The 22,452-nt window shown below is 66.6% G+C and carries 19 protein-coding genes; 3 read left to right on the top strand and 16 right to left on the bottom strand.

Annotation, left to right across the window (positions count from 1 at the left end):
• Window position 1: 1 nt before the first annotated feature.
• A complete protein-coding gene (locus FHW94_RS11215; protein ID WP_168555897.1) occupies window positions 2-688 on the bottom strand; it encodes a response regulator transcription factor in 687 nt (228 codons plus the stop codon).
• 75 nt (window positions 689-763) lie between these two features.
• Between FHW94_RS11215 and FHW94_RS11210 the strand changes: the two genes are divergently transcribed.
• On the top strand, window positions 764-1,468 hold the full coding sequence (locus FHW94_RS11210; protein ID WP_246866070.1) for a virulence factor: 705 nt from the start codon (window positions 764-766) through the stop codon (window positions 1,466-1,468).
• A gap of 56 nt (window positions 1,469-1,524) precedes the next feature.
• On the opposite strand, the gene FHW94_RS11205 is transcribed toward FHW94_RS11210, so the two are convergent.
• Together FHW94_RS11205 and FHW94_RS11200 are read right to left on the bottom strand one after the other, a co-directional pair.
• Window positions 1,525-2,451: a hypothetical protein gene (locus tag FHW94_RS11205; RefSeq protein WP_168555896.1), complete on the bottom strand. Its 927-nt coding sequence runs from the start codon at window positions 2,449-2,451 to the stop codon at window positions 1,525-1,527.
• Entirely contained in the window at window positions 2,448-3,230 is a 783-nt protein-coding gene (locus FHW94_RS11200; RefSeq protein WP_168555895.1) for an RNA polymerase sigma factor, read from the bottom strand. Before FHW94_RS11200 ends, FHW94_RS11205 begins: the two co-directional genes overlap by 4 nt.
• Before the next feature lie 252 nt (window positions 3,231-3,482).
• Between FHW94_RS11200 and FHW94_RS11195 the strand changes: the two genes are divergently transcribed.
• Together FHW94_RS11195 and FHW94_RS11190 are read left to right on the top strand one after the other, a co-directional pair.
• On the top strand, window positions 3,483-6,626 hold the full coding sequence (locus tag FHW94_RS11195) for an autotransporter domain-containing protein (RefSeq protein ID WP_168555894.1): 3,144 nt from the start codon (window positions 3,483-3,485) through the stop codon (window positions 6,624-6,626).
• A 259-nt stretch (window positions 6,627-6,885) separates the two neighbouring features.
• Window positions 6,886-7,062 carry a hypothetical protein gene (locus FHW94_RS11190; protein ID WP_168555893.1) on the top strand — a complete coding sequence of 59 codons (177 nt, stop codon included), beginning with the start codon at window positions 6,886-6,888 and terminating at the stop codon, window positions 7,060-7,062.
• Between the two features lie 21 nt (window positions 7,063-7,083).
• Here FHW94_RS11190 and FHW94_RS11185 read toward each other — a convergent pair whose 3' ends face one another.
• The 13 genes from FHW94_RS11185 to rpmI form a co-directional block, all read right to left on the bottom strand.
• On the bottom strand, window positions 7,084-8,010 hold the full coding sequence (locus FHW94_RS11185) for a prephenate/arogenate dehydrogenase family protein (protein ID WP_168555892.1): 927 nt from the start codon (window positions 8,008-8,010) through the stop codon (window positions 7,084-7,086).
• Window positions 8,007-9,143 (bottom strand): histidinol-phosphate transaminase, encoded by a 1,137-nt coding sequence (gene hisC / locus FHW94_RS11180; protein ID WP_246866069.1) that lies wholly within the window; start codon window positions 9,141-9,143, stop codon window positions 8,007-8,009. The genes FHW94_RS11185 and hisC overlap by 4 nt, the downstream gene beginning before the upstream one ends.
• A 133-nt stretch (window positions 9,144-9,276) precedes the next feature.
• Window positions 9,277-11,508 carry an EAL domain-containing protein gene (locus tag FHW94_RS11175; RefSeq protein ID WP_168555891.1) on the bottom strand — a complete coding sequence of 744 codons (2,232 nt, stop codon included), beginning with the start codon at window positions 11,506-11,508 and terminating at the stop codon, window positions 9,277-9,279.
• A 245-nt stretch (window positions 11,509-11,753) separates the two neighbouring features.
• Complete coding sequence (locus FHW94_RS11170) at window positions 11,754-13,166, bottom strand: ammonium transporter (protein WP_168555890.1); 1,413 nt, start codon at window positions 13,164-13,166, stop codon at window positions 11,754-11,756.
• Between the two features lie 23 nt (window positions 13,167-13,189).
• A complete protein-coding gene (locus tag FHW94_RS11165) occupies window positions 13,190-13,528 on the bottom strand; it encodes a P-II family nitrogen regulator (protein WP_168555889.1) in 339 nt (112 codons plus the stop codon).
• A 174-nt stretch (window positions 13,529-13,702) separates the two neighbouring features.
• Window positions 13,703-14,458, bottom strand: coding sequence for an endonuclease/exonuclease/phosphatase family protein (locus FHW94_RS11160; protein ID WP_168555888.1), 756 nt, complete (start codon window positions 14,456-14,458; stop codon window positions 13,703-13,705).
• Window positions 14,459-14,475: 17 nt separating this feature from the next.
• Window positions 14,476-15,345: an alpha/beta hydrolase gene (locus FHW94_RS11155; protein WP_168555887.1), complete on the bottom strand. Its 870-nt coding sequence runs from the start codon at window positions 15,343-15,345 to the stop codon at window positions 14,476-14,478.
• 71 nt (window positions 15,346-15,416) lie between these two features.
• Window positions 15,417-16,940, bottom strand: a complete 1,524-nt coding sequence (locus tag FHW94_RS11150; protein ID WP_168555886.1) for a peptide chain release factor 3 — start codon at window positions 16,938-16,940, stop codon at window positions 15,417-15,419.
• Between the two features lie 13 nt (window positions 16,941-16,953).
• Window positions 16,954-17,847, bottom strand: coding sequence for an aldose 1-epimerase family protein (locus FHW94_RS11145; RefSeq protein ID WP_168555885.1), 894 nt, complete (start codon window positions 17,845-17,847; stop codon window positions 16,954-16,956).
• A 124-nt stretch (window positions 17,848-17,971) separates the two neighbouring features.
• The gene (gene pheT / locus FHW94_RS11140) at window positions 17,972-20,362 is read right to left on the bottom strand and encodes a phenylalanine--tRNA ligase subunit beta (RefSeq protein WP_168555884.1); all 2,391 of its coding nucleotides are present in this window, start codon (window positions 20,360-20,362) and stop codon (window positions 17,972-17,974) included.
• Entirely contained in the window at window positions 20,359-21,459 is a 1,101-nt protein-coding gene (gene pheS, locus FHW94_RS11135; protein WP_168555883.1) for a phenylalanine--tRNA ligase subunit alpha, read from the bottom strand. The genes pheT and pheS overlap by 4 nt, the downstream gene beginning before the upstream one ends.
• 242 nt (window positions 21,460-21,701) lie before the next feature.
• Complete coding sequence (rplT, locus tag FHW94_RS11130) at window positions 21,702-22,064, bottom strand: 50S ribosomal protein L20 (RefSeq protein WP_022676504.1); 363 nt, start codon at window positions 22,062-22,064, stop codon at window positions 21,702-21,704.
• A 12-nt stretch (window positions 22,065-22,076) separates the two neighbouring features.
• Window positions 22,077-22,280 carry a 50S ribosomal protein L35 gene (rpmI, locus tag FHW94_RS11125; protein WP_022676503.1) on the bottom strand — a complete coding sequence of 68 codons (204 nt, stop codon included), beginning with the start codon at window positions 22,278-22,280 and terminating at the stop codon, window positions 22,077-22,079.
• Window positions 22,281-22,452: the final 172 nt, after the last annotated feature.

Here is a 22,452-nt window from a genome sequence, read left to right as displayed (position 1 = left end):
GTCAATCGGCAGCCATGCGATAGCCCGCGCCGCGCACGGTGTGGAACAGGGCCTGCTCCTCGCCATCGTCGATCTTGCGGCGCAGGCGGCTGATATGCACGTCGATCACATTGGTGCCTGGGTCGAAATGATAGTCCCACACCGCTTCGAGCAGCATGGTGCGGGTGACCACTTCGCCCTGGTGCAGCAGCATGTATTCGAGCAGGCGGAACTCGCGCGGTTGGAGCGTGATCTTGCGCGGCCCCCGCTTCACCTGGCGGGTCAGCCGGTCCAGCTCCAGATCGGCGCAGCGCAGCACGGTGTCCTGCGCCTTTTGCCGCCCGGTGCCGCGCCGCATCAGCGCCTGGACCCGCGCCATCAATTCGGCGAACGAGAACGGCTTGCCCAGGTAATCGTCGGCCCCGGCGGTAAGCCCGGCCACGCGATCGTCGGTGCTGCCCAGCGCGGAAAGCACGATCACCGGGGTTTCCACTTCGGCCGCGCGCAGCGCCTTGAGCACGGCCAGGCCATCCATGCCCGGCAGCATGCGATCGAGCACGACCACGTCGAACTGGCTGTCGGTAGCCAGGAACAGCCCGTCCCGGCCATTGTCGGCGCGGTCGACGGTAAAGCCTTCCTCGGCAAAGCCGCGCGCAATGTAGTCCCCGATCTGGGGATCGTCTTCAACCAGCAGAATGCGTCCGGCCACGTGCGACTTTCCATGACAACGAGTTAATCTTGCCCCCACTGCCCAGACAGGGCGCAGGGATCATGCCGGTGCATCATGGCTATTGGCTTTCTTGGTCGCAAGCTGTTTGCCCTTGCTGCCGCGCTGCCCGCAGTGGCCGGCGGCACGATGGCGGCTGGCGGCTATTTCGATCGCCAGGCCGTGCTCTATCGCGGGCCGCTCGGCCCGCCCCGCCACGATCTGGTGGTGGTCTATTTTTCGGGCGACATGGGCCTGGCGCTGGGCGCGGGCGGCGGCACGATCGCGGCGTTGCGCGATCGCGGCCTGCCGGTCGTCACGGTCAATTCGCCCGCGCTGTTCGGCGTGGGCCGCGACCGCGCCTTTGTCGATGCCCTGGTGGCCGATACCATGCGCCAGGCCCTGGCGCGCAGCCACGCGGCCCATATCGCCTTGATCGGCGCGGCATTCGGCGCGGGCGTGCTCGATACCGGCCTGGGCGCGGTGCCGGCCGATCTGCGCGCACGGATCGCCTCGGTGGTGCTGGTCGCGCCGGCGCGGACGGTCTATTTCCAGGCCAATCCCGGCGGCCTGTTCCATCCCGGCGCCCCGGACAGCGATCCGCGCCGCACCGTTCGGCTGCTGCACGGCCTGCCCGTGACCTGCATTTTCGAGAACGACAGCACCGACAGCCTGTGCCGGACCACCCAGTTGGACGGAGCGCGCCGCGTGCCGCTGGGCAATCACCGCCTGGCCCAGATCAGCGCCGATGCCGCGCTCTACCCACCCCTGCCGATGCACTGAACGGTGCAAGGCGTGGCGAAGTCAGAGGAACGATTTCAAGCGCGGGGCCGCGCTTGTCAGGGCAACGAGGGCCCAGCCGGCATGTGTCCGGGCATGGACTGCATCGTGCCGGGAATGGCGCTGCCTGGCCCCATGCCGCCCGGAACCCCGCCGATGCCGCCGCTATAGCCATAGCCCTGCGGCAGGAACGGCCCCATCGCGCCGCGCGTGGGGCCCAGCGTCGGGCCCATCTGGCCGGGCTGGTCCGGCCCCGGATCGGGCGATTGCGCGGCCAGCTTGGTTCGATCGGGCGCAGCCGGGGGCAGCACCGGATCGGGATCGCTGGTATCGGCCGGGGGCGAGGCGAGCGGCGCAGGCAGGGCCGGGGCCGCGTTGGCCGCCAACGCGGCAGGCTGGGCGCGGCCACCCGGTGCGGCGGCGGCGGGTGCCGCAGCCGTGGCGGAAGACTGGGCACGGGCTGGTGCGGTTGGCGCCGCGCTGGCCACCAGGGCGGGCGCCGCCGCGCCGGCATCGGCCGGTGCGCCTTGCGGCGCGCTTTGGAAAGGAGAGCCGAACAGGGCCACCGCGGCGATGCTGGCCGCCAGGGCGCCGATCCCGGTGCCGCCCAGCATCAGCAGCGCGCCGCGCCAGGCCGAAAGCCGCGTTGCCATGGGGCGCCGGCCGCCATGGTCGGTGCCGCCGACCACGCGCAGCGGCACGACCTGTCCACGCGCGCGCGCCACGCCGGGCATGGTGCCGGGCACGGCCGCATGAAGCGCCATATCGCCAAGTTCGTGGCCTGCGCCGGCAAGCTGCGGGCGCAACGGCACCTCGCGCAGGATTCGCGCGGCAAGGCCGGCCGGCAGGGCCGGCGCATCGTGAAGGGAAAGAAGCTGGTCGAGCGCGGCGTCAGACATGCGATCGGACGCACGCACGGGAGCCGCATCGCGCCCGGTCGCAAGATCCTGGCCGGGATCGGCCACGCAGGGAAGCTTGCCGGTCACGCGTGCGCGCCGGCGCCCGGATTGGCCGAGGCATCGGCCACGGCGGCCGCACCCACAAAAGCCACGTCACGGCATGTGACGTCGCGCGCCTCTAGCAGTTCCCGCATCTGCCGCCTCGCCCTGAACAACAGCGACTCCATCGCCTTGATATTAAGATCAAGCACTTGGGCCGCAAGTGCATTGGAGAAGTTCTCGTAATAGCACAAGACCAGCGCGGCGCGATAGCGTTCCGGCAGATCCGCGAGGGCAGCTGCCACTTGCGCGCAGGCCTGGCGCTGCTCGATCATGCGATCGGCCAACGGGGCCTGGTCGGCGCAGTCGGGCAGGTCGTCGGTCACCACCACGCGGAAGCGCCGCTTGCGATCGAAACACAGGTTCATCGCCACGCGGTGCAGCCAGCCGATCAGGCCCGCGCCGGTGGGATACCAGCGCGGCGCGTTCTGCCACATGCGGGCAAAACAGTCCTGCACCACGTCCTCGGCCTCGTGCCCGTCGCCCAGCATGCGCGCGGCAACGCGATAGAGCGCCGCGGCATGGCGCTCCACCAGCACGGCAAAAGAGGCCTGGCAGCCTTGGCCCACGCGCGCCATCAGCGCCACGTCGTCCACCCGCGCCAGATCGAGGCCGGCCACGCCGATGGCGCTGCCGTCCAGCACATAGGCGGCTGACGCGGCCCTGCCGGCGTGTTGATGATCGGTGACTGGCCCTGTCGAAAGAGGACCAGGGGCGTCGTCGCCCAAGGCAAGGGCATCGCCCTGCACGTCACCGCAAAAGGTCATGCGGTCCACCCGTCGCGCACGATGGTTGCTCCGTCCATTCCCTTGTCCCGATGCCCTGCTGCATCGTACCATCTGAACGCCATATTTACGATCACCAAAATTCTCTGAACATTTCTTCATCTTCGCTTGCGACGGATAGTGGTTTCGGCGCATTTCAGGCACTGGTAAAGCCGGCCGGCCCCGGATATGAAGCCCCCAATGATGCCACCGGCCTGCCCCTGCTGGCCCTTTTGCCCAACGAGACGAGAGCCCATGCAGCGCCTCCCCAAGATTCGTTTTCTTTCCTCCGCCGCCCCGCTGGCGATTCCCGTCGCCCTGCTGGCGGGCGCAACCCCCGCGCTTGCCGATACCACGGTCAGCACCAGCACGCTGACCCCGCTCACCACGTCCTCGGCCGGCAACGTCACCGTTGCCAGCGGCGGCGCGATCAAGCTGGCCAGTGGCAGCGCCACGGCTGTGACGGTCGATTCCTCCAAGACGGTCAACGTCAACTCGGGCGGGTCGCTCACGCTCAGCGGCTACAGCAACAGCGCGGGCATCGCCGTCAGCTCGGGCGTGACCACCACGATCACCAATGCCGGCACGATCTCCCTCACCGAAGACTACACGCCCGACGTGCTGGGCAACAGCTCGGTCGTCGATGGCTCGGTCTCGCAGCTCACCGGCCGCTATGGCATCCACATCCTGTCGGGCAGCGCCACCACGGCGACGATTTCCAACAGCGGCACGATCTCGGTCGAAGGCAACAATTCCGGCGGCATCGTCGTCGATTCGGACCTGACCGGCTCGATCACCAACACCGGCACGATCAGCGTCAAGGGTGACAGCTCGGTGGGCATCGAGACCGGCAACGTGACCGGCAACCTCAACATCGGCGGAACCGTCTCGGTGATCGGCCAGGGCGCGCAGGCCGTGGTCGTGAACGGCAACGTGACCGGCACGGTGAAGATCGACGGCGCGATGAGCCAGGCGGTCAGCTACACCGCCGACGATTCCACCACGCAGTACCTCTCGCCCTCCGCGCTCAGCAGCGGCAAGGCTGCGGTACAGGTTTCGGGCAATGTCACCGGCGGCGTGATCGTCACCGTGGCATCGAGCAGCGGCAGCACCACCGAAACCACCGGTTCGATCCAGTCCTATGGCACCAGCCCGGCGCTGCTGATCGGCGGCACCAGCAACACCACGATCGGTTCGGTCACGGCCACCACCGGCACCTATTCGGTGGCGATCGACGGCAGCGTGGGCGCTTCTGCCTATTATAGCGGGCTCAGCTCCTATGGCGTGGTGCTGGGCGGCCAGGGCGGCACCGTCACCCTGTCGAACGGCATCGGCGTCTATGGCACGGTTTCGGCCACAACGGTCAACAGCGATGCCACCGCGATCCTGATCAATTCGGGCGTCACGGCCACTTCGCTGTATAACGAAGGCACGATCAAGGCGACGGCGAGCGAGGTTTCCACCGGCAACCTCTATGGCATCCGCGATCTCTCGGGCACGCTGACCACGGTCAACAACACCGGCTTCATCACCGTGAGCGGCGCCACCACCGGCAAGAACGCGGCGATCGACCTTTCGGCCAACACCAGCGGCGTGACGATCACCCAGTACCTCAACAGCACCGACGCGGCGAGCCAGAAGACCGACAAGGCCGCCTCGGGCTATGACGTGGACACCGCCACCGTCTACACCGCGATCACCGGCGACATCTATACCGGCAGCGGCAACGACACGGTGGACATCGAATCCGGCAAGGTGACCGGCGACGCCTACCTGGGCGCGGGCAACGACACCGTGAAGCTGGCCGACGACGCCAAGTGGATCGGCGATATCGATTTCGGCACCGGCACGGCCACCATGTCGATGGCCGGCAATTCGCGCTTCACCGGCGAACTGATCCTCAATGACCAGGTCGGCACGCTGACCCTGGCCGATTCGGCGATCTGGAAGGGCACGATCAGCGGCGGTTCGCAGCTGGGCGTGACGGTCAACGGCGGCTCGTTCGGCGCCAACAGCACCGACACCACCACGATCAACAGCCTCACGGTCAATTCCGGCGGCACGCTGGGCGTCTATGTCGATGGCACCACCGGCACCGCGTCGAAGCTGGTGGCCAACACGGTGACCTTCAACAGCGGCTCCAAGATCGGCGTGACGATCTCCTCGTTCGCCAACGCGGCCGGGACTTATGACATCGTGTCGGCCGGCACGCTGACCGGCGGCAGCAATGTCACCACCAGCTCGCTTTCGCTGCCGATCCTGTTCAAGGGTTCGATCACCCAGTCGGGCAACGACCTGGAACTGACCCTGGCGCGCAAGACCGCCACCGAGCTGGGCCTCACGTCGCCCCAGGCCGCTGCCTATGACGCGATCATCGGCAATGCGGCCAGCTACAGCACGCTGGAATCCAGCCTGCTGCAGATGACCACGACCAGCGCGATGCAGAGCCAGTTCAACGAACTCCTGCCCGACTATGCCGGCGGCGCGTTCGATTTCGTCACCCGCGGTTCGCGCCAGGCGGCGCTGCACGTGGCCGACGATTCGTCGCTGTTCACCATCAGCAACACCGGCATGTGGCTTGAGCCGCTCTACTTCCGTGCCAGCAAGCACGACGGGGATTCGATCGGCTACAGCCTGAGCGGCGGTGGTGTCTCGCTTGGCCTCGAACGCGCTACGTCGCTGGGCAACATCGGCGCCTACTTCGATTGGACCAGCGGCACGGTGAACAACCACAACCAGCAGTCGCTGGGCGTGAACAACATCGAAATCAACGCCTTCTGGCGCAAGGCGTTCGGCAAGCTCTACACCTTCGCCCGCGTCGGCTATGGCCGCTCGTCCTACAAGCTTGACCGCACCTTCACCGGCACGGTCGATTCTTCGGACATCACCTACACCGCGCACGGCGGCTGGAAGGGCCACTCGATCTCGGCCACCGGCGGCTTCACCTACGACTTCAATCTGAGCGACACGTTCAAGATCAAGCCCAAGGCGAGCATCGAGTACTTCCGCCTCAAGGAAAACGGCTACCAGGAAACCGGTACCGACGCGATCATCCTGCTGGTGCGCGGCCGCACCAGCACCGCCGTCAACGCCACCACCACCCTGGGCTTTGCCTGGAGCCGTGGCCCCAGCAGCTACGAAGGGCGCCCCTTCACCGTGGAAGCCGACTTCGGCCGCCGCAGCCACCTTTCGGGCGACCTGGGCCAGACCACGGCGATCTTCGGCTCGGGCCAGTCCTTCACGCTCACCCCGGAAAACCAGAGCTCGGCCTGGATCGGCTCGGTCGGCATTCTCCAGGGCGGCCTGGACTACACCTGGAAGATCTCGGCCGGGGCGGAAAAGCCGACCAACGGCGGCATTGCTCCCAACGTGCGCGCTTCGCTCAGCATCGCGCTCTAAAGCGCGATGACAAAAAGTGGGCACCGGTTTTTGTCAAAAAATCGCGCGACAACAAATATCTAGAGTGTGAAGGCATTTCAACGAAACGTCATCACACTCTGAGCCCGGACGCCAAAACAGAAAAAGGGGCGGCAACCACGCGGTTGCCGCCCCTTTTTGCTGGGCCTGCCGATTTGGCGGGCAGGGCGCGGGGCCGGGACGCGGAGCGAAAGCGGCGCTGCCGCGTTGCAGAACAAACAGATCTGCAACAGGAGCCTAGATGGAAGATCCCCGCAACTTGCCGCCCGAACGCCGCTCCCGCCGCTTTGCCCGCGCCGGCCTGGTGGTTGCCATCATCGTGGTCCTGACGATCGTGGGCGTGTTCGTGGGGCGCAACATCTGGCACGCCCGCGTGATGGATCAGGAACAGCACACCGGCGTTGCCAACGACGCATAAGGGCAAGCCAGGCCGCCGGCCTCAAGGCTTGCCGGCAACGCCATGGTCACGGCCAAAGTCTGGCCGGGCGTCATCCTGGCCCATCGCAATGATCGAGCGGCGAATGGCGCGGGTGCGGGTGAAATGGTCGAACAGCGCCGCGCCATCGCCCTTGCGGATGGCCTTTTGCAGTTCGGTCAGGTCTTCGGTAAAGACTTGCAGCATCGTCAGCACCGCATCGCGATTGTGCAGGAACACGTCGCGCCACATCGTCGGGTCGGACGCGGCGATGCGGGTGAAATCGCGAAACCCGCCGGCCGAGTATTTGATGACCTCGCTCTGCGTGACTTCTTCCAGATCAGACGCGGTGCCCACGATCGTATAGGCAATGAGGTGGGGCAAGTGGCTGGTAACGGCCAGCACCAGATCGTGGTGGGCCGCGTCCATCATCTCCACCTTCGCGCCGAGCGCCTCCCAGAAGGCGGAAACGGCGGTGACGGCAGCGGGATCGGCGTCGTCGGGCGGTGTCAGGATACACCAGCGCCCCACGAACAGCGTGGCAAAGCCGGCGTCCGGGCCACTCTGCTCGGTCCCGGCCACGGGGTGCGCCGGCACGATCGTGGCGCCAGGCAGCGCCTCGCCCAACGCCTTGAGCACGCTGGCCTTGCTCGATCCCACATCGCTGACCACGCATGCCGCGGGCAGATAGGGTGCAACAGCGGCCGCCGCCGCTGCCATCGCGCCCACCGGCACGCAGAACACCACCAGGTCGGCATCGGCCACGGCCTCGGCCGGGCTTTGCGCAATGGTCGTGGCGAGGCCGATCTGCGCCGCGCGGGCACGCACTGCCGGATCGGCATCATAGCCGGTGACCACCACGCCCGGCACGCGCGCGCGCGCCGCCAGGGCAACCGATCCGCCCAGCAGCCCCAGGCCGATTACCGCGATGCGCGCGAACGGCTGGCTCATTGCCCGGCGCGTTCGGGCTGGGCCTGGACCATCGCGCGCAGTGCACCAGCGATCGCGTCCATCTGCTCGGGCGTGCCGATGGTGATGCGCAGGCACTGCGGCAAGCCCTGGCCGGGCAGCCAGCGGGTGATATAGCCCGCGTCCATCAGCCCGAGATAGGCGGCCTCTGCGGTGAGCGCGCCGGAAAACTCGATCAGCACGAAATTGGCCTGGCTCGGCAAGGGGCGCAGGCCGTGGTTGCCCAGCGCTTCGAGCGCGGCGACAAAGCGCGCGCGCTCGCCCCGGTTATGCGCGGCAGAGGCCTGGACGAAAGCCTGGTCCGCCACAGCCGCCAGCCCCATCGCCTGGCCGGTGAGCGAGACATTGAATGGCCCGCGAATGCGGTTGAGCATGTCGACCACGTCCGCCGGGCCGGTAGCCCAGCCGATGCGTTCACCCGCCAAGCCATAGATCTTGGAAAAGGTGCGCGTGACCAGCACGTTGGGCGCGCTGCGCGCCAGATCGAGCGCCCCGTCGTCATCCTCTGCCGCAACATATTCGGCATAGGCCTGGTCCACCACCAGCAAGACATCGCCCGGAAGCCCGGCATGGAGCCGCGCCAGCTCGTCCCGCCCGATATAGCTGCCCGTGGGATTGTTGGGATTGGCCAGGAACACCACGCGCGTGCGCGGGGTTACCGCGGCCAGCAATGCGTCGACATCGGTGCCGTAATCCACGTCCGCCGCTTCCACCGGCGTGGCGCCGCATCGCCGCGCGGCAATGGGATAGACCGAAAAGCCATAGCGCACGAACAGCACTTCATCGCCCACCCCGGCATAGGCCTGGGCGGCGATGTGCAGCAGTTCGTCAGAGCCGGTGCCCATGACCACGCGCGCCGGATCGAGCCCGTGCAGCGCGGCCAACGCGGCGCGCAGGTCCTTGCTGTCGGGATCGGGATAGAGCGCGGCATTGGCCACCGCGCCGCGCGCCGCCACCGCCGCCGCGCTGGTGCCCAGCGGATTCTCGTTGGCCGACAGCTTGATCAGCGGCTGGCCATCCGCACCCGTCGATTTGCCCGGCACATAGGCATGGATCGCCTTGATCCAGTCCTTGGGCTGCGGGCGGGCGATCGGGGGCATGGTCTGGTCGGTCATGATGACGCGGCTTTACGCCAAGCCCCGCGCAATTCAAGCCGCGGAGCGTTTCTGGCCGAAACTTGCGTTTCGGCGTTGGGGGAGCGGGCCGGTGCCGCAACCCTGGATTTCGGCATGCCGAAATCCAGGTAAACTAAGCAGCTTCGTTCCACGCCAGCCCGGCGCCGTTCCAGTCGGTCGCCATGGCAAAGGCCGGCATCGTCACTTTGGCGTTGGGGCCACGGTTGATCTGCATCGGCCCGCCCGGCCCGGCGCCCAGCGTCAGGCCGGCGGCCGAAAGCTGATAGGGCGAGACGCGATAGCGCGTGCACAGGCCGCCATTGCCGTCGCTCACCAGTTCCTGCTCGAATTCCAGGCCCTGCTGGTGGCCCTGGCTACGCCGTACCTTGGCCACCACCAGTTGCCCGTCGCCCAGGTCGAGCACGAACGGCGTTTCCAGCGGCACTTCGAGCAGCCCCTCGATCAGCGCGCCCGACATCGAGAGGTTGCGCAGCACCACGGGATAATAGTAATCCTCGTGCACCACGCCCACGCGGCGGAACATCGCCTGGCGCTGGTGGCGCTGGCGCGCCGGGCCCGAGGGCTCGATGATCCAGTCACCCCCGCCCAGCGCCTGGGTGAACGCGGCGTTGGCGAGCGGGTGGCTGTAGATGAAGCCCTGGACGTGGCCGACGCTCAAGGCTTTCATCAGGTCGAACTGGTCGAAGCTTTCCACCCCTTCGGCGGTGGTTTCCATGTCCAGCGCCTGGGCCAGGGCGACGATCGCGGTAATGATCGCGCGGTTGCGGCTGCCCGGTTGGGTGGCCCCGCGCACGAACGACTGGTCGATCTTGATCTTGTCGAACGGCGCGCTTTTCAGATAGCCGAGCGAGGAATAGCCGGTGCCGAAATCATCGAGCGCCAGGCGCACGCCCAGGCCTTTCAAGGCCTTGAACCGCGCATCGGTAAGGCCGCCTTCCTCCAGGAACACCCCTTCGGTGATTTCCAGCTCCAGCCGCTGGGGATCGAGCCCCGATTGGGCCAGGGCCGAAGCGACGATCATCGGGAAATTCTCGTCGGCAAACTGAACCGGCGAGACATTGACCGCCACGCGCAACGGGGCACCCCAAGTGGCCGCATCGGCGCAGGCCGTGCGCAGCACCCATTCGCCCAGCGCACGGATCAGGTTGCATTCCTCGGCAATGGGAATGAACCGCGACGGGGAAATCTGCCCGTGTTCGGGATGGTTCCAGCGCAGCAGCGCTTCCACCCCGATTACCTGGTTGGTCTGCGCCTTGACGATGGGCTGATAGTGCAGGTCAAACTGGCCTTGGGCCAGGGCATCGTGAAGGTCTTCCTCCAACGCCTTGCGATCCTCGGCCGCCTTGAGCAGATCGCTGGAAAAGAACCGGAAGCGCCCGCGCCCGCTGCCCTTGGCGGCATAGAGCGCCAGATCGGCGCTGCGCACCAGTTCGTCGGCGGCAGCCCCGTCGAACGGCGCGATCGCCACCCCGATCGAGGCCCCGATCAGGCAGCGGCTACCTTCGATGAGATAGGGTTGCGACAAGTCCTCGATCAGCGCTTCGGCCAATTCGCCCAGGCGGCCGCGATCTTCGACATCAGGCAGGATGATCTGGAATTCGTCGCCGCCCAGGCGGCAGACCCGGCTGGCATCGCCCACCAGCCGCACCAGCCGATCGGCGACCTGCTTGAGCAGCGCATCACCGGCGGCGTGGCCCAGCGTGTCGTTGACCTGCTTGAAGCGGTCGAGGTCGATCAGCATCGTGGCACAGGGACGCTTGGCCGCCGCCAGCGCGGCAATCTTGCGCGCCAGCATCAGGTTCATGTGGCGCCGGTTGGCAAGGCCGGTCAGCGAATCGTGAAGCGCCAGGTGGCTGCTTTCCTCGGCATGGCGGCGCTGGTCGCTGATATCGGCGCAATGGCCATGGAAGCCGGCGAACACGCCCTTGCGATGGATCGCCTCTCCCGAAAGCGACCACCAGCGCGGTTGCGCGGTATCGCCGCTGCGCACGGTCAGGCGCTCGAACCGGGTGCGGCGCGCCAGCACGAAGCGCAAGGATCGCTCGGTGCCCCCCGCATTGGTCCCGCCTTCGCCGGTCCCCTCTTCATGCTGGAACAAGTCGAGCAGGGTGCGGCCCAGCGGATCGCCATCGGTGCCCAGCACGGCGCGTGCGGCGGGAGAGAGATAGGTCAGCCGGCCATCGGCATCGCACGACCAGAACGCGCCCAGCCCCAGCGATTCATAAGCCTGGCACAAAGCGGCGGCCTGTTCGGGCAACAGGCCCGCTGCAGCGCCATCGGCATTGCGTGCCAGCCCATCGCCTGTGTTGCCAGGCCTGCCCCAGGCCATGCGCCGGATCACCATTCGAATCTCCGCCCGAGACACGTTCTCGCTACGGTGTTCTACGATGGGACAATTTCGCGAACGTTAACTTTGCAAAGTGCCAGCGGGCGTCCGTCAAACTTCCATAACAATCGGCCGGAAAACAAAAAAGAAGCCCGGAAGCTTGCGCTTCCGGGCCAGGTCGTTCGCAGGAGGAACATGGTTTGGCGGAGGAGGGGGAGAGAGGGAGAGGATCAGGCCCCCCACCCCGCCAAGCTGGTGAAAACTTAGCCGTTGTAGGCGCGTTCGCCGTGTTCGGAGATGTCGAGGCCTTCGCGCTCGGCTTCTTCGGTCGGACGCAGGCCGATGGTCTTGTCCAGAGCGATGAACAGGATCGCCGAGACACCGCCCGAGAGCACCAGGGTGAGGACCACGGCCTTCACCTGGGTGATGATCTGGCCGACCAGGTTGTAGTCGCCGGCCTTGGCGGGGAACACGGTGTAGTCGATCCAGCCCTGGCCACCCAGGCGGGGGTCGGCGACGATGGCGGTGCCGATGGCGCCGACGATCCCGCCGATGCAGTGCACGCCGAACACGTCGAGCGTGTCGTCATACTTGAGGGCGTTCTTCACGGTGGTGACGAAGAAGAAGCAGATCGGCGAGACGACGAGGCCCAGGACAATGGCGCCCATCGGGGCGGCATAGCCTGCAGCCGGGGTGATGGCGACGAGGCCGGCGACGGCACCCGAGGCAGCACCCAGCATCGAGGGCTTGCCGTGCTTGATCTGCTCGACGATCGACCAGGAGACGGCAGCGGCAGCGGTGGCGACGAACGTGTTGATGAAAGCGAGCGCGGTGGCAGCGTTGGATTCAAGGCCCGAACCGGCGTTGAAACCGAACCAGCCCACCCACAGCAGCGAGGCGCCGATCATGGTCATGGTCAGCGAGTGCGGCGGGGTGGCTTCCTTGCCAAAGCCCAGGCGCTTGCCGATCACGAGGCAGCCGACGAGGCCAGCGATACCCGCGTTGATGTGCACCACGGTGCCGCCGGCAAAGTCCAGGCCGCCCCAGCCATAGATCAGGCCGGCGTCAGACGTGTTGTCCGACAGGAAGTCGGGACCGGCGAAGTACCACACCATGTGGGCCATCGGGAAATAGACGAGCGTGAGCCACAGGACCGTGAAGATCATCAGCGGCGTGAACTTCACGCGCTCGGCAAAGGCGCCCACGATCAGCGCCGGCGTGATGCAGGCGAAGGTCATCTGGAAGATGACGTAGACATATTCGGGCAGGTAGACGTTGTTGGAGAACGTCGCTGCGTAAGTCGAGGTGGAAACACCCGCAAGGAACATCTTCGAAAAGCCGCCGACATAGGGCGAGCCGCCGGTGAAGGCCATCGAGTAGCCCCAGCAGACCCAGCACAGCGCCGCGACCGAAACGATCATCAGCACCTGCATCAGCACCGAAAGCATGTTCTTGGTGCGCACCAGGCCGCCGTAGAACAGCGCCAGGGCGGGAATGCTCATCATCAGCACCAGAGCGGCCGAGACCAGCATCCAGGCGACGTCACCCTTGTTGACCATGGTGGCCATCTGTTCGGCCGTGGGGGCCTTGATCGGCCCGGCTTGCGCAAAGGCGGCAGAGGCCATGCCGAGGCTGAGCCCGGCTGCCGTCATGCCACTGATCATCTTGCGGATCATATGGTTTCCCCTCTTCTCGGAAGTCACAGCGCCGGCTCGCCGCTTTCACCGGTGCGAATGCGCACCGCCGAAGCGAGATCGAGCACGAAAATCTTGCCGTCGCCGATGGCCTCGGTGCTGGCAGTTTGCTGGATGGTCTCGACGATCTGCGCTGCCATGTCATCGCTGGCAGCGATTTCGAGCTTCACCTTGGGCAGCATGTTCGTGGAGTATTCGGCGCCGCGGTAGATCTCGGTCTGGCCTTTCTGACGGCCAAAACCCTTCACTTCCGACACCGTCATCCCAGCAACGCCCAGGCCCGACAGCGCTTCACGCACTTCGTCGAGCTTGAACGGCTTGATGATGGCGATGATGAATTTCATTCATGCCCCCTTTCACGGCCTCAACCATCCGGTTCGGAACCGGCACGGATGTTAAAGCAAGGGGCGTGCCAAATCAGTTTCCTTACGGAATCAGTGATTCACGGAAACCATATCCATTGTCGAGCGTTTGCCGTGCGCTCGATTCTTGTGCAGCGCAAAGAATCTGCCCAATTTTTAGGCAGGGTTTAGACGCAGCCGCGCCCAGACGGGTAGATGATCCGATGCCTGCTGCGCCAAGGCGCTGTGATGCACGCCGGTGGCTTCCACCACCCAGTCGTGGCTCACCACGATGCGATCGAGCTGGCCCAGCGGGCGCCGCGCGGGAAAGCTGCGCCCGGGCGTGAGCACATCGAGATCGGTGGAAAACGCCTGGAGCGCCCCACCGCGCGGCGCCCATTCGTTGAAATCGCCCATCAGCACGCGCGGCCCCTGCCCGGCGGCGGCACAGGCCACGCGCACCTGCTGGCGCCGGCGCAGGCCGGAAAGATCAAGGTGCATGCCGATCACCCGCACGCCCTGCCCGCCCCAATCGAGGTCCACCGCCACGGCGCCGCGCGGTTCCAGCGTGGGCAGGGGCACGGGCTGGCACGCGGTCACCACCAGATCGCGCCGCACCAGGATGACATTGCCGTGCCAGCCCAGGCTTCCGGCACGGCGGGCACGATCGATCACGCCGGGGGCCACTGCGCGCCATGGGCTGCCGTGGGCCAGCAGCGCCGGCGGGATCACCCCTTCGCGCGTGCCGAACCGGCGGTCTGCCTCTTGCAGGGCAATCACGTCGGCGCCCAACTCGTGCAGCACCATGAGAATGCGCTCGGGATCGCAGCGGCGATCCGCGCCCACGCCCTTGTGGATGTTGTAGCTGGCAAAGACCAGCGACCGCCCGGCTTGCGATGCCGCGCCCGCCTGCGATCCAGCGCCCGACGACATCGGTGTGCCCCGCGCGGTCAGAGAAAGTCCCGCAGCGTGGCGACGAAGCGATCGAACTGGTCGTGGTGCAGCCAGTGCCCGGCGTTGGCGAATTCCACCGCCTCGGCATTGCGGAAATGGGCGATGCGCCCGTCGCGCACCGGGTTGCCGGCCCAGGAATCCGCGCCGTTGAGCAGCAAGGTGGGGCTGGTGATCGCTTCCCACAGCTCGTGCTTGCGATCCTGCGAGATATCATAGGGGTGTTCGATGTGGACGTAGGGATCGAACTTCCAGGTGAAGGTGCCATCCTCGTTGCGGTTGATGCCGTGGATGGTGAGGTGCCGGGCCTGGGCATCGTTGATATAGGGGTTCTGCGCCTTCATACGCGCGATCGCCGCCTCGATGGTGGGATAGCGGCGCGGCAGGCGGCCGGCGGCCTTGCGCTTTTCGGCAATATAGTCGCGGATGCGGCGGGCGAAGGGCACGCCGCGCATGCGCGCTTCCCAATCGGGGGTGGGGAAGATCCCCTCGATCGCTACCAGCTTGCGCACGTCTTCGGGAAACAGCCCGGCATAACGCAGCGCCACGGCCGCCCCCATCGAATGGGCCACGATGGTCACCGGCGCCAGGCCCAGCTGGTGGATCAGTTGCGCCACGTCATAGACCATGTCCATGATGCGATAGTTGCCGTCCGATGCCCATTCGCTGTCGCCATGGCCACGATGATCGAGCGCGATCACGTGCCAGTCCTCGCGCAGGGCCTCCGCCGTCCAGTCCCAGCTGCGGCAATGGTCGCGCCCGCCGTGAATCAGCAGCAGCGGCGGCTTTTCCGCATTGCCCCAGTCCACATAGTGGAGCCGCAGGCGCTGCGAGATGAAGGTGTTCGAGGTCGGTCCGAGCAGATTCATGGTTTCCACCCTGCCCATGCTGCACTGCGCTGGCAAGAGCGTGGCGCCCCATGTCATGGGGTAGCCCGAAATTACCTTTCCTTGGTGGCGCTGAACGTCAGGTCCGGGTTGCGTTCCTGCTGATAGCTCACGTCCCAAGCCGAGCGGGCCATGAACACGGGATCGCCGTCGCGGTCCTTGGCCAGGTTCGACAGGTTGAAATCGGCAAAGCCGCGCAAGGCCTCGGGCGTGCCTTTCAGCCAGCGCGCCGTGTCGAACGGCGAAGGTTCGAGCACGGCTTCCACCTTGTATTCCGCTTCCAGCCGGCTGATCAGCACGTCGAGCTGAAGCTGGCCGACCACGCCCACGATCCATTGCGAGCCGATTTCCGGGTAGAACACCTGGATCACGCCTTCTTCGGACAGATCGTCGAGCGCCTTGCGCAACTGCTTGGTCTTGGTGGGATCTTTCAGCACCACGCGGCGCAGGATTTCCGGCGCGAAGTTGGGCAGCCCGGTAAAGCGCACGTCGTTGCGTTCGGAAAGCGTGTCGCCCACCCGCAAGGTGCCGTGGTTGGGAATGCCGATGATGTCGCCCGCTTCGGCGCTGTCCGCAATCTCGCGGTCCTGGGCAAAGAACAGGATCGGCGAATGCACCGCGATCGGCTTGCCCAGGCCCGAGGGCACCAGCTTCATGCCGCGCTTGAACGTGCCCGAAACCATGCGCATGAACGCGATGCGGTCGCGGTGCTGCGGGTCCATGTTGGCCTGCACCTTGAACACGAAGCCGGTCACGTCGGCGCGGCTCGGCTCGATCGTGCCCTGGTCGCTGGCCTGGGGGCGCGGCGGCGGGGCATAGCGATCGATCGCGGCGATCAGTTCGGCCACGCCGAAATTCTTCAGCGCCGATCCGAAATAGACCGGGGTCAGGTCGCCATGGCGATAGGCTTCCAGGTCGAACTGGGGATAGCCTTCGCGGCCCAGTTCGATCTCTTCGGCAAATTCATCGGGAATGGCGCCGGCAGCGGGATCGCGCCGACCCAGGAATTCGCGGCTGTCGCCTTCGGGGCGGGCAATGGTTTCGCTGGCAAAGTCATAGACGCCTTCGAACACGCCGCCCATGCCCACCGGCCAGCTCATCGGCGCGACATCGAGCGCCAGGGCATCGGCCACTTCATCGAGCGTTTCGAACACCGGGCGGCCTTCGCGGTCCACCTTGTTGACAAAGGTGATGATCGGCACCGAGCGCATGCGGCACACTTCGAACAGCTTGCGGGTCTGCGGCTCGATGCCCTTGGCCGCGTCGATCACCATGATCGCCGAATCGACGGCCGTCAGCGTGCGATAGGTGTCTTCGGAAAAGTCTTCGTGGCCCGGCGTATCGAGCAAGTTGAAGACGGTGCCGTCCTTCTGGAACGTCATGACCGAGGACGTGACCGAGATCCCGCGCTGCTGCTCGATCTTCATCCAGTCAGACCGCGCACGCCGCGCCTGCCCACGGGCCTTGACCTCACCGGCCAGGTGGATGGCCCCGCCTTGCAGCAGGAGCTTTTCGGTCAGCGTGGTCTTGCCCGCGTCGGGGTGGGAAATGATGGCGAAGGTGCGGCGATTGGACATAACGTCCCCGCCCCTAGCCGCCGCGAACGGTCACGTCCATGCGGAAGCTGCGGCTCTCGCCCGGCGCGAGCAGGACGATGCCGGGCTTGTCGGCAATGTCGCCGGCAAAGCCTTCCGGATCGGCATGGCCGGCCCAGGGCTCGATGCAGATGTAGTTGGCGCCCGGCACCTGCCACAGGCCCAGCATCGTGGTATCGGGAAACGCCACGTCGAGCGCCGGACCGCCTTCCACGCCATAGGTCAGCGCACGGCTGGCCAGGTCGGTCCACACCACGGCATCGGCCACGAACAGCCCCTCGCGCAGCGGCAGGATGCGGCCGCGCACCGGGCTGGCAAAGCCCTTGTCGAGCATCAGCCCGCTGTCCTTGCGCACGCGGCGGATCGGCGCCGGTTCGTCCTTGGTGAAGACCAGGCGGTGCGCGTGCTTGTCGGCGCTGCCCGGCAGCGGCCAGGCGAAAGCGGGGTGATAGCCGAAACTGAACGGCAGCGTTTCATTTCCCGGGTTGCTCACCGTGGCCGTCATCGCCAGCGTCGCGCCTTCCACGGCAAAGGCCATTTCCAGCACGAAAGCAAAGGGATAGACTTCCCGCGTGGCGTCGCTGTCCTGCAGCCGGAAATGCGCGGTCGCGCCATCGTGGGCAACCAGTTCGAAAGTGGAGCGCCGGGCAAAGCCGTGGCGCGGCAGGGCATAGGCCTGGCCATCATGGCGCAGGGTGTCATCTGCCAGCGAGCCGACCACCGGAAACAGCAGCGGGGCATGCCCGCTCCAGAACGCGGGATCGGCGTCGGTCATCCATTGCGCCCCGGCCCGATCGGTGAGCGACCACAGCTCTGCCCCCAGCGGGTTGATCGCGGCGGTCAGCGTGTCGGACGCAATCGTGACGAGTTCGGGCTGGGTTTCGCTCATGGCCGCACGGTATGGCCAGAGCGCGCGCTCTTCGCAAGTGCGGTATGGGGTGCGGGGGTGGGATGAAGAATTCCCACGCCCCACCCGCCGTTCGGGCTGAGCTTGTCGAAGCCCCAAGCCCGGCCTAGCCGCGCAGGGTGGCGCCCTGCTTGGCCGCAGCGGCGACGATCTTATCGGAAATCGCCTTGAGAGCGGCTTCGTCGAAGCTCTTGTCGCCGGGCTGGAGCGTCACCTCGATGGCAAGGCTCTTGTGCCCTTCGGGCACGCCCTGGCCCCGGAAATCGTCGAACACGCGGGCCGCCACGATGCTGGCCTTGTCCGCACCCTTCACGCTGCGCAGCAGATCGCCGGCGGGCACCTTGGCATCGACCAGGAAGGCGAAATCACGGGTCACGGCCTGGAGCGCGGGCGGGGCGAAGTGCGGGCGGGCAAAGCCACTGGCGGCCTTCTTGGCCGGGACGCGATCGAGGAACAGTTCGACCACGGCTACGGGCGCGTCGAGGCCAAAAGCCTTGGCCGTCGCGGGATGGATCATGCCCAGCCGCGCCAGAACCTGCTTGGGGCCAAGGCGCAGCGTGGCCGATTGGCCGGGGTGGAACTGCGGCCCCGCCTCGCCCATCACTTGCAGGTTTTCCACCGGCGCGCCGGCCTGGGCCAGCAGCGCGAGCGCCTCGGCCTTGGCATCGAACGCATCGAAGGCCTGCGCCTTGCCCGTGGCCCAGCCGCGCGGGGTGCGTTCGCCGGCCAGCACCACGGCAAGGCTCAGCCGCTCGTCGCTGCTGCCATCGTCGGCGCGCAGATAGCGGCGGCCGATTTCGAACAGGCGCACGCTGGATGCACCCCGATCGAGATTGCGGCGCGCCGCCGCCAGCAGGCCGGGCAACAGCGAAGGCCGCATGGCCTTGAGGTCTTCCGAAATCGGATTGGCGAGCGTCCACACGAATTGCCCATCGGCAAAGTGTTCGGCCTGGGCCTGGGGCAGGAACGACCAGGTCACCGCCTCGTGAGCCCCTCGCGCCGCAGCCGCGCGGCGCAGGCGACGTTCGAGCAGTTGCACCGGCGTGGCCGTGGGCCGCGCCACGCCATCGGCGCGGGGCAGCGGAGTGGACGGCACGGCATCGAGGCCGTGGACGCGGATCACTTCCTCGACCAGATCGGCCGGGCCGGCAATGTCCGGGCGCCAGCTGGGCACGGTGACGGTCCAATCGTCGTCCACGGCAAAGCCCAGCGCCGTCAGGATGCGCTTCTGCTCGCTCTGCGCCACGGCAATGCCGCCGAGCTGGCCGGCCAGCGCGGGGTCATAGGACATCGTGCGCTGCGCAACCGGCGGCGTGCCCACGCGTGAAACTTCGCTCGCCGTGCCGCCGCAGATTTCCAAGATCAGCTGGGTCAGCAGGTCCATGCCGGTGTCGAGGAACGCGGGATCGACGCCGCGCTCGAACCGGCCGCGCGCGTCGCTGGCCAGCGCCAGGGCCTGGCCAGTGCGGGCGATATGCGCCGGATCGAAATAGGCGACTTCGAGCAGCACGTCGGTGGTCGTGTCGGCACAGCCCGAATGCTCACCCCCCATGATGCCGCCAATGTCGTGCACCCCGGCATCGTCGGCAATCACCGTCATGAACGGCTGGAGCGCGTATTCCTTGCCGTTGAGCGCCAGCACGGTTTCGCCTTCACGCGCCTTTCGCGCGGTGACGGCGCCGGTCAGCTTGGCGAGGTCATAGGCATGGGCCGGGCGGCCATAGCCGAGCATCACGTAGTTCGTGATGTCCACCAGCGCCGAGATCGGACGCTGGCCGGCGGCCTTGAGCCGGTCTTGCAGCCATTGCGGCGAAGGGCCGTTCTGCACGCCCTTGATCACGCGACCGTAAAACGCCGGGCAACCGTCGGAGTCCTCGATACGGATTTCGATGGGGCATGGGCCTTCACCGGCCACGGGTGCCACATCGAGCGCGCGCAAAGTGCCGATGCCGGCGGCGGCCAGATCGCGGGCAATGCCATAAACGCCCATGCAATCGGGGCGGTTGGGCGTGATCGCCACGTCGAACACCGGATCGGAGCCGATGTAGTCGGCAAACGACTGGCCCAGCGCGGTATCGGCGGGCAGTTCGATGATGCCGTCGTGTTCCTCGCCCAAGCCCAGTTCGCGGGTGGAGCACATCATGCCGTTGGATTCGACGCCGCGGATCGCGCTTTTGCGCAGTTCCATGCCATTGGCGGGCACCACCGCACCGGGCAGGCCGAGCACGCCGACGAGGCCGGCGCGCGCATTGGGCGCGCCGCACACGACCTGAAGCGGCTGGCCATCACCCAGATCGACGCTGAGCACCTGGAGCTTGTCGGCCTGCGGGTGCTTTTCGGCCGTCAGCACGCGGGCGACGCGAAAGCTGCTGAGCGCGGCCGAGGCATCGGTCACGCTTTCGATTTCCAGGCCCAGGCTGGTGAGCTTTTCGGCAATCTCGGTGGCGCTTGCTTGCGTATCGAGCAGGGCCTTGAGCCACGACAGGGAAAACTTCACGGCTTCACTCCAACACCGCCCGAAAGGGTGGGCACATCGAGCGCCCCGAATCCATAGTGGCCCAGCCAGCGGGCATCGCCATCGAAGAACGCGCGCAGGTCATCCAGGCCATACTTGAGCATGGCCAGGCGATCGACGCCGGTGCCAAAGGCAAAGCCCTGCCATTCATCGGGGTCCAGCCCGCCGAATTCGATGACCTTGCGGTTGACCATGCCGGAGCCCAGGACTTCCATCCAGCCGCCGCCCGGCGTATCGCCGCTGCCGCCCACCACGCGCTTGCCGTTCACCAGGGTATAGCCCACGTCCACTTCCACCGACGGTTCGGTGAACGGGAAATAGCTGGGGCGCAGGCGCAGGACGATATCGTCGCGCTCGAAGAACGCCTTGAGGAAGGTTTCCAGCGTCCACTTGAGGTGCCCCAGGTGAATGCCCTTGTCGATCACCAGACCTTCGATCTGGTGGAACATCGGGGTGTGCGTGGCATCACTGTCAGACCGATAGACGCGGCCCGGCGCGATGATGCGCAAGGGCGCACCCTGCTTGAGCATGGCACGGATCTGCACCGGCGAGGTGTGCGTGCGCAGCAGCATGTCGCGCCCCTGCGCATCCTTGTCGGGGAAATAGAACGTGTCGTGCATGGCGCGCGCGGGATGCGTTTCGGGCATGTTGAGCGCGGTGAAATTGTGCCAGTCGTCTTCGATTTCCGGGCCACTGGCCACGGCAAAGCCCATGTCGGCAAAGATTTCGGCCAGTTCGTCCATGACCTGGCTGACGGGGTGGACACTGCCACGCGGCGCTTCGGGCGCGGGCAGCGAGAGGTCCACCGCCTCGGCCGCCAGGCGCGCTTCCAGGGCGGCGCTTTCCAGTTCGGCCTTGCGTTCCGCCAGCGCGGCGGTGACCGCCTCGCGCAGGGCGTGGATCTGCGGGCCACGGGCCTGGCGTTCCTCGGGGCTCATCTGGCCCATGGTCTTGAGCAGGGCGGAAACCCAGCCCTGCTTGCCCAGGGCAGCAACACGGATCGCCTCCACGGCGTCAAGCGTGGTGGCCGCCGCGATGGAGCCGAGGGTTTGCGCCTGCTGTTGGTCTAGCTGTTCCATACGCGCCTGCCGCTAGCGCTTTGCGGGGCGGAAGGGAAGATGGGTTGCGTGGGCAAGAGGCCCTGCGCGTAACATGCCCTCCCCCAACCCCTCCCGCAGGCGGGAGGGGAGTTTGGCCGCTCTCCCCCTCCCGCTTGCGGGAGGGGGTCGGGGGGAGGGCATGTTCGCGAAAACCCCAACAGAAAAAGGCGCCCGCCCCGGTGAGGGCGAGCGCCTTTTTGAACTGTATCGCGTTCAGGCGATCAGGCGGCCGGGAGGGCTGCCTTGGCCTGGGCGATCACGGCTGCGAACACGCCGCCTTCGTTCATGGCGAGATCCGCCATGGCCTTGCGATCGAGTTCGATGCCAGCCAGCTTGGTGCCGTGGATGAACTGCGAATAGGTCAGGCCTTCGGCGCGGACGGCCGCGTTGATGCGCTGGATCCACAGGGCGCGGAAGGTCCGCTTCTTGACCTTGCGGTCGCGGTACGCATACTGGCCAGCCTTTTCAACGGCTTGGCGGGCAACGCGGATCGTATTCTTGCGACGGCCGCGGTAACCCTTGGCCTGGTCGAGAATGCGCTTGTGCTTGGCACGCGTGGTGGTGCCGCGCTTGATACGGGACATGGATCAGCCTCCTCAGTTCAGCCCGTAGGGCGCCCACTTCTTGATCACCTTCGCGTCAGCGTCGGAGATCACGTCGGTGCCGCGGTTCTGGCGGATGTACTTGGCGTTGTGGCTGATCAGGCGGTGACGCTTGCCGGCCACGCCGTGCTTCACCTTGCCCGTAGCGGTAAGCTTGAAGCGCTTCTTCACACCGCTCTTGGTCTTGAGCTTGGGCATTTTCGTCTCCTTGTTCGACGCGGTGTACCTGCCGTGGCAGCCCTATGTGGCCAGGCAGGAACGCAGGTCCGCGTGGATTGAAGGGGCGGCCCTTAACGAGGGAGGGCCGGTTTGGCAACTTGATTCGGGGGCCTTGGTCCTTGCAACGCCGGACTCCCCGCCAATCGGCCCA

The sequence above is a fragment of the Novosphingobium sp. SG720 genome (assembly GCF_012275365.1).
Lineage (GTDB): Bacteria > Pseudomonadota > Alphaproteobacteria > Sphingomonadales > Sphingomonadaceae > Novosphingobium > Novosphingobium rhizosphaerae.
Note: the sequence above shows the minus strand (reverse complement) of the source record. Positions and strands in the feature narration are given on the sequence as shown.

Excerpts from the sequence above, each read along its gene's own strand:
- FHW94_RS11210 (WP_246866070.1), top strand. The coding sequence starts at position 764 with ATGGCTATTGGCTTTCTTGGTCGCAAGCTGTTTGCCCTTGCTGCCGCG.
- FHW94_RS11200 (WP_168555895.1), bottom strand. The coding sequence starts at position 3,230 with ATGACCTTTTGCGGTGACGTGCAGGGCGATGCCCTTGCCTTGGGCGAC.
- FHW94_RS11195 (WP_168555894.1), top strand. The coding sequence starts at position 3,483 with ATGCAGCGCCTCCCCAAGATTCGTTTTCTTTCCTCCGCCGCCCCGCTG.
- FHW94_RS11190 (WP_168555893.1), top strand. The coding sequence starts at position 6,886 with ATGGAAGATCCCCGCAACTTGCCGCCCGAACGCCGCTCCCGCCGCTTT.
- FHW94_RS11185 (WP_168555892.1), bottom strand. The coding sequence starts at position 8,010 with ATGAGCCAGCCGTTCGCGCGCATCGCGGTAATCGGCCTGGGGCTGCTG.
- hisC (WP_246866069.1), bottom strand. The coding sequence starts at position 9,143 with ATGACCGACCAGACCATGCCCCCGATCGCCCGCCCGCAGCCCAAGGAC.
- FHW94_RS11175 (WP_168555891.1), bottom strand. The coding sequence starts at position 11,508 with ATGGTGATCCGGCGCATGGCCTGGGGCAGGCCTGGCAACACAGGCGAT.
- FHW94_RS11170 (WP_168555890.1), bottom strand. The coding sequence starts at position 13,166 with ATGATCCGCAAGATGATCAGTGGCATGACGGCAGCCGGGCTCAGCCTC.
- FHW94_RS11165 (WP_168555889.1), bottom strand. The coding sequence starts at position 13,528 with ATGAAATTCATCATCGCCATCATCAAGCCGTTCAAGCTCGACGAAGTG.
- FHW94_RS11160 (WP_168555888.1), bottom strand. The coding sequence starts at position 14,458 with ATGTCGTCGGGCGCTGGATCGCAGGCGGGCGCGGCATCGCAAGCCGGG.
- FHW94_RS11155 (WP_168555887.1), bottom strand. The coding sequence starts at position 15,345 with ATGAATCTGCTCGGACCGACCTCGAACACCTTCATCTCGCAGCGCCTG.
- FHW94_RS11150 (WP_168555886.1), bottom strand. The coding sequence starts at position 16,940 with ATGTCCAATCGCCGCACCTTCGCCATCATTTCCCACCCCGACGCGGGC.
- FHW94_RS11145 (WP_168555885.1), bottom strand. The coding sequence starts at position 17,847 with ATGAGCGAAACCCAGCCCGAACTCGTCACGATTGCGTCCGACACGCTG.
- pheS (WP_168555883.1), bottom strand. The coding sequence starts at position 21,459 with ATGGAACAGCTAGACCAACAGCAGGCGCAAACCCTCGGCTCCATCGCG.
- rplT (WP_022676504.1), bottom strand. The coding sequence starts at position 22,064 with ATGTCCCGTATCAAGCGCGGCACCACCACGCGTGCCAAGCACAAGCGC.
- rpmI (WP_022676503.1), bottom strand. The coding sequence starts at position 22,280 with ATGCCCAAGCTCAAGACCAAGAGCGGTGTGAAGAAGCGCTTCAAGCTT.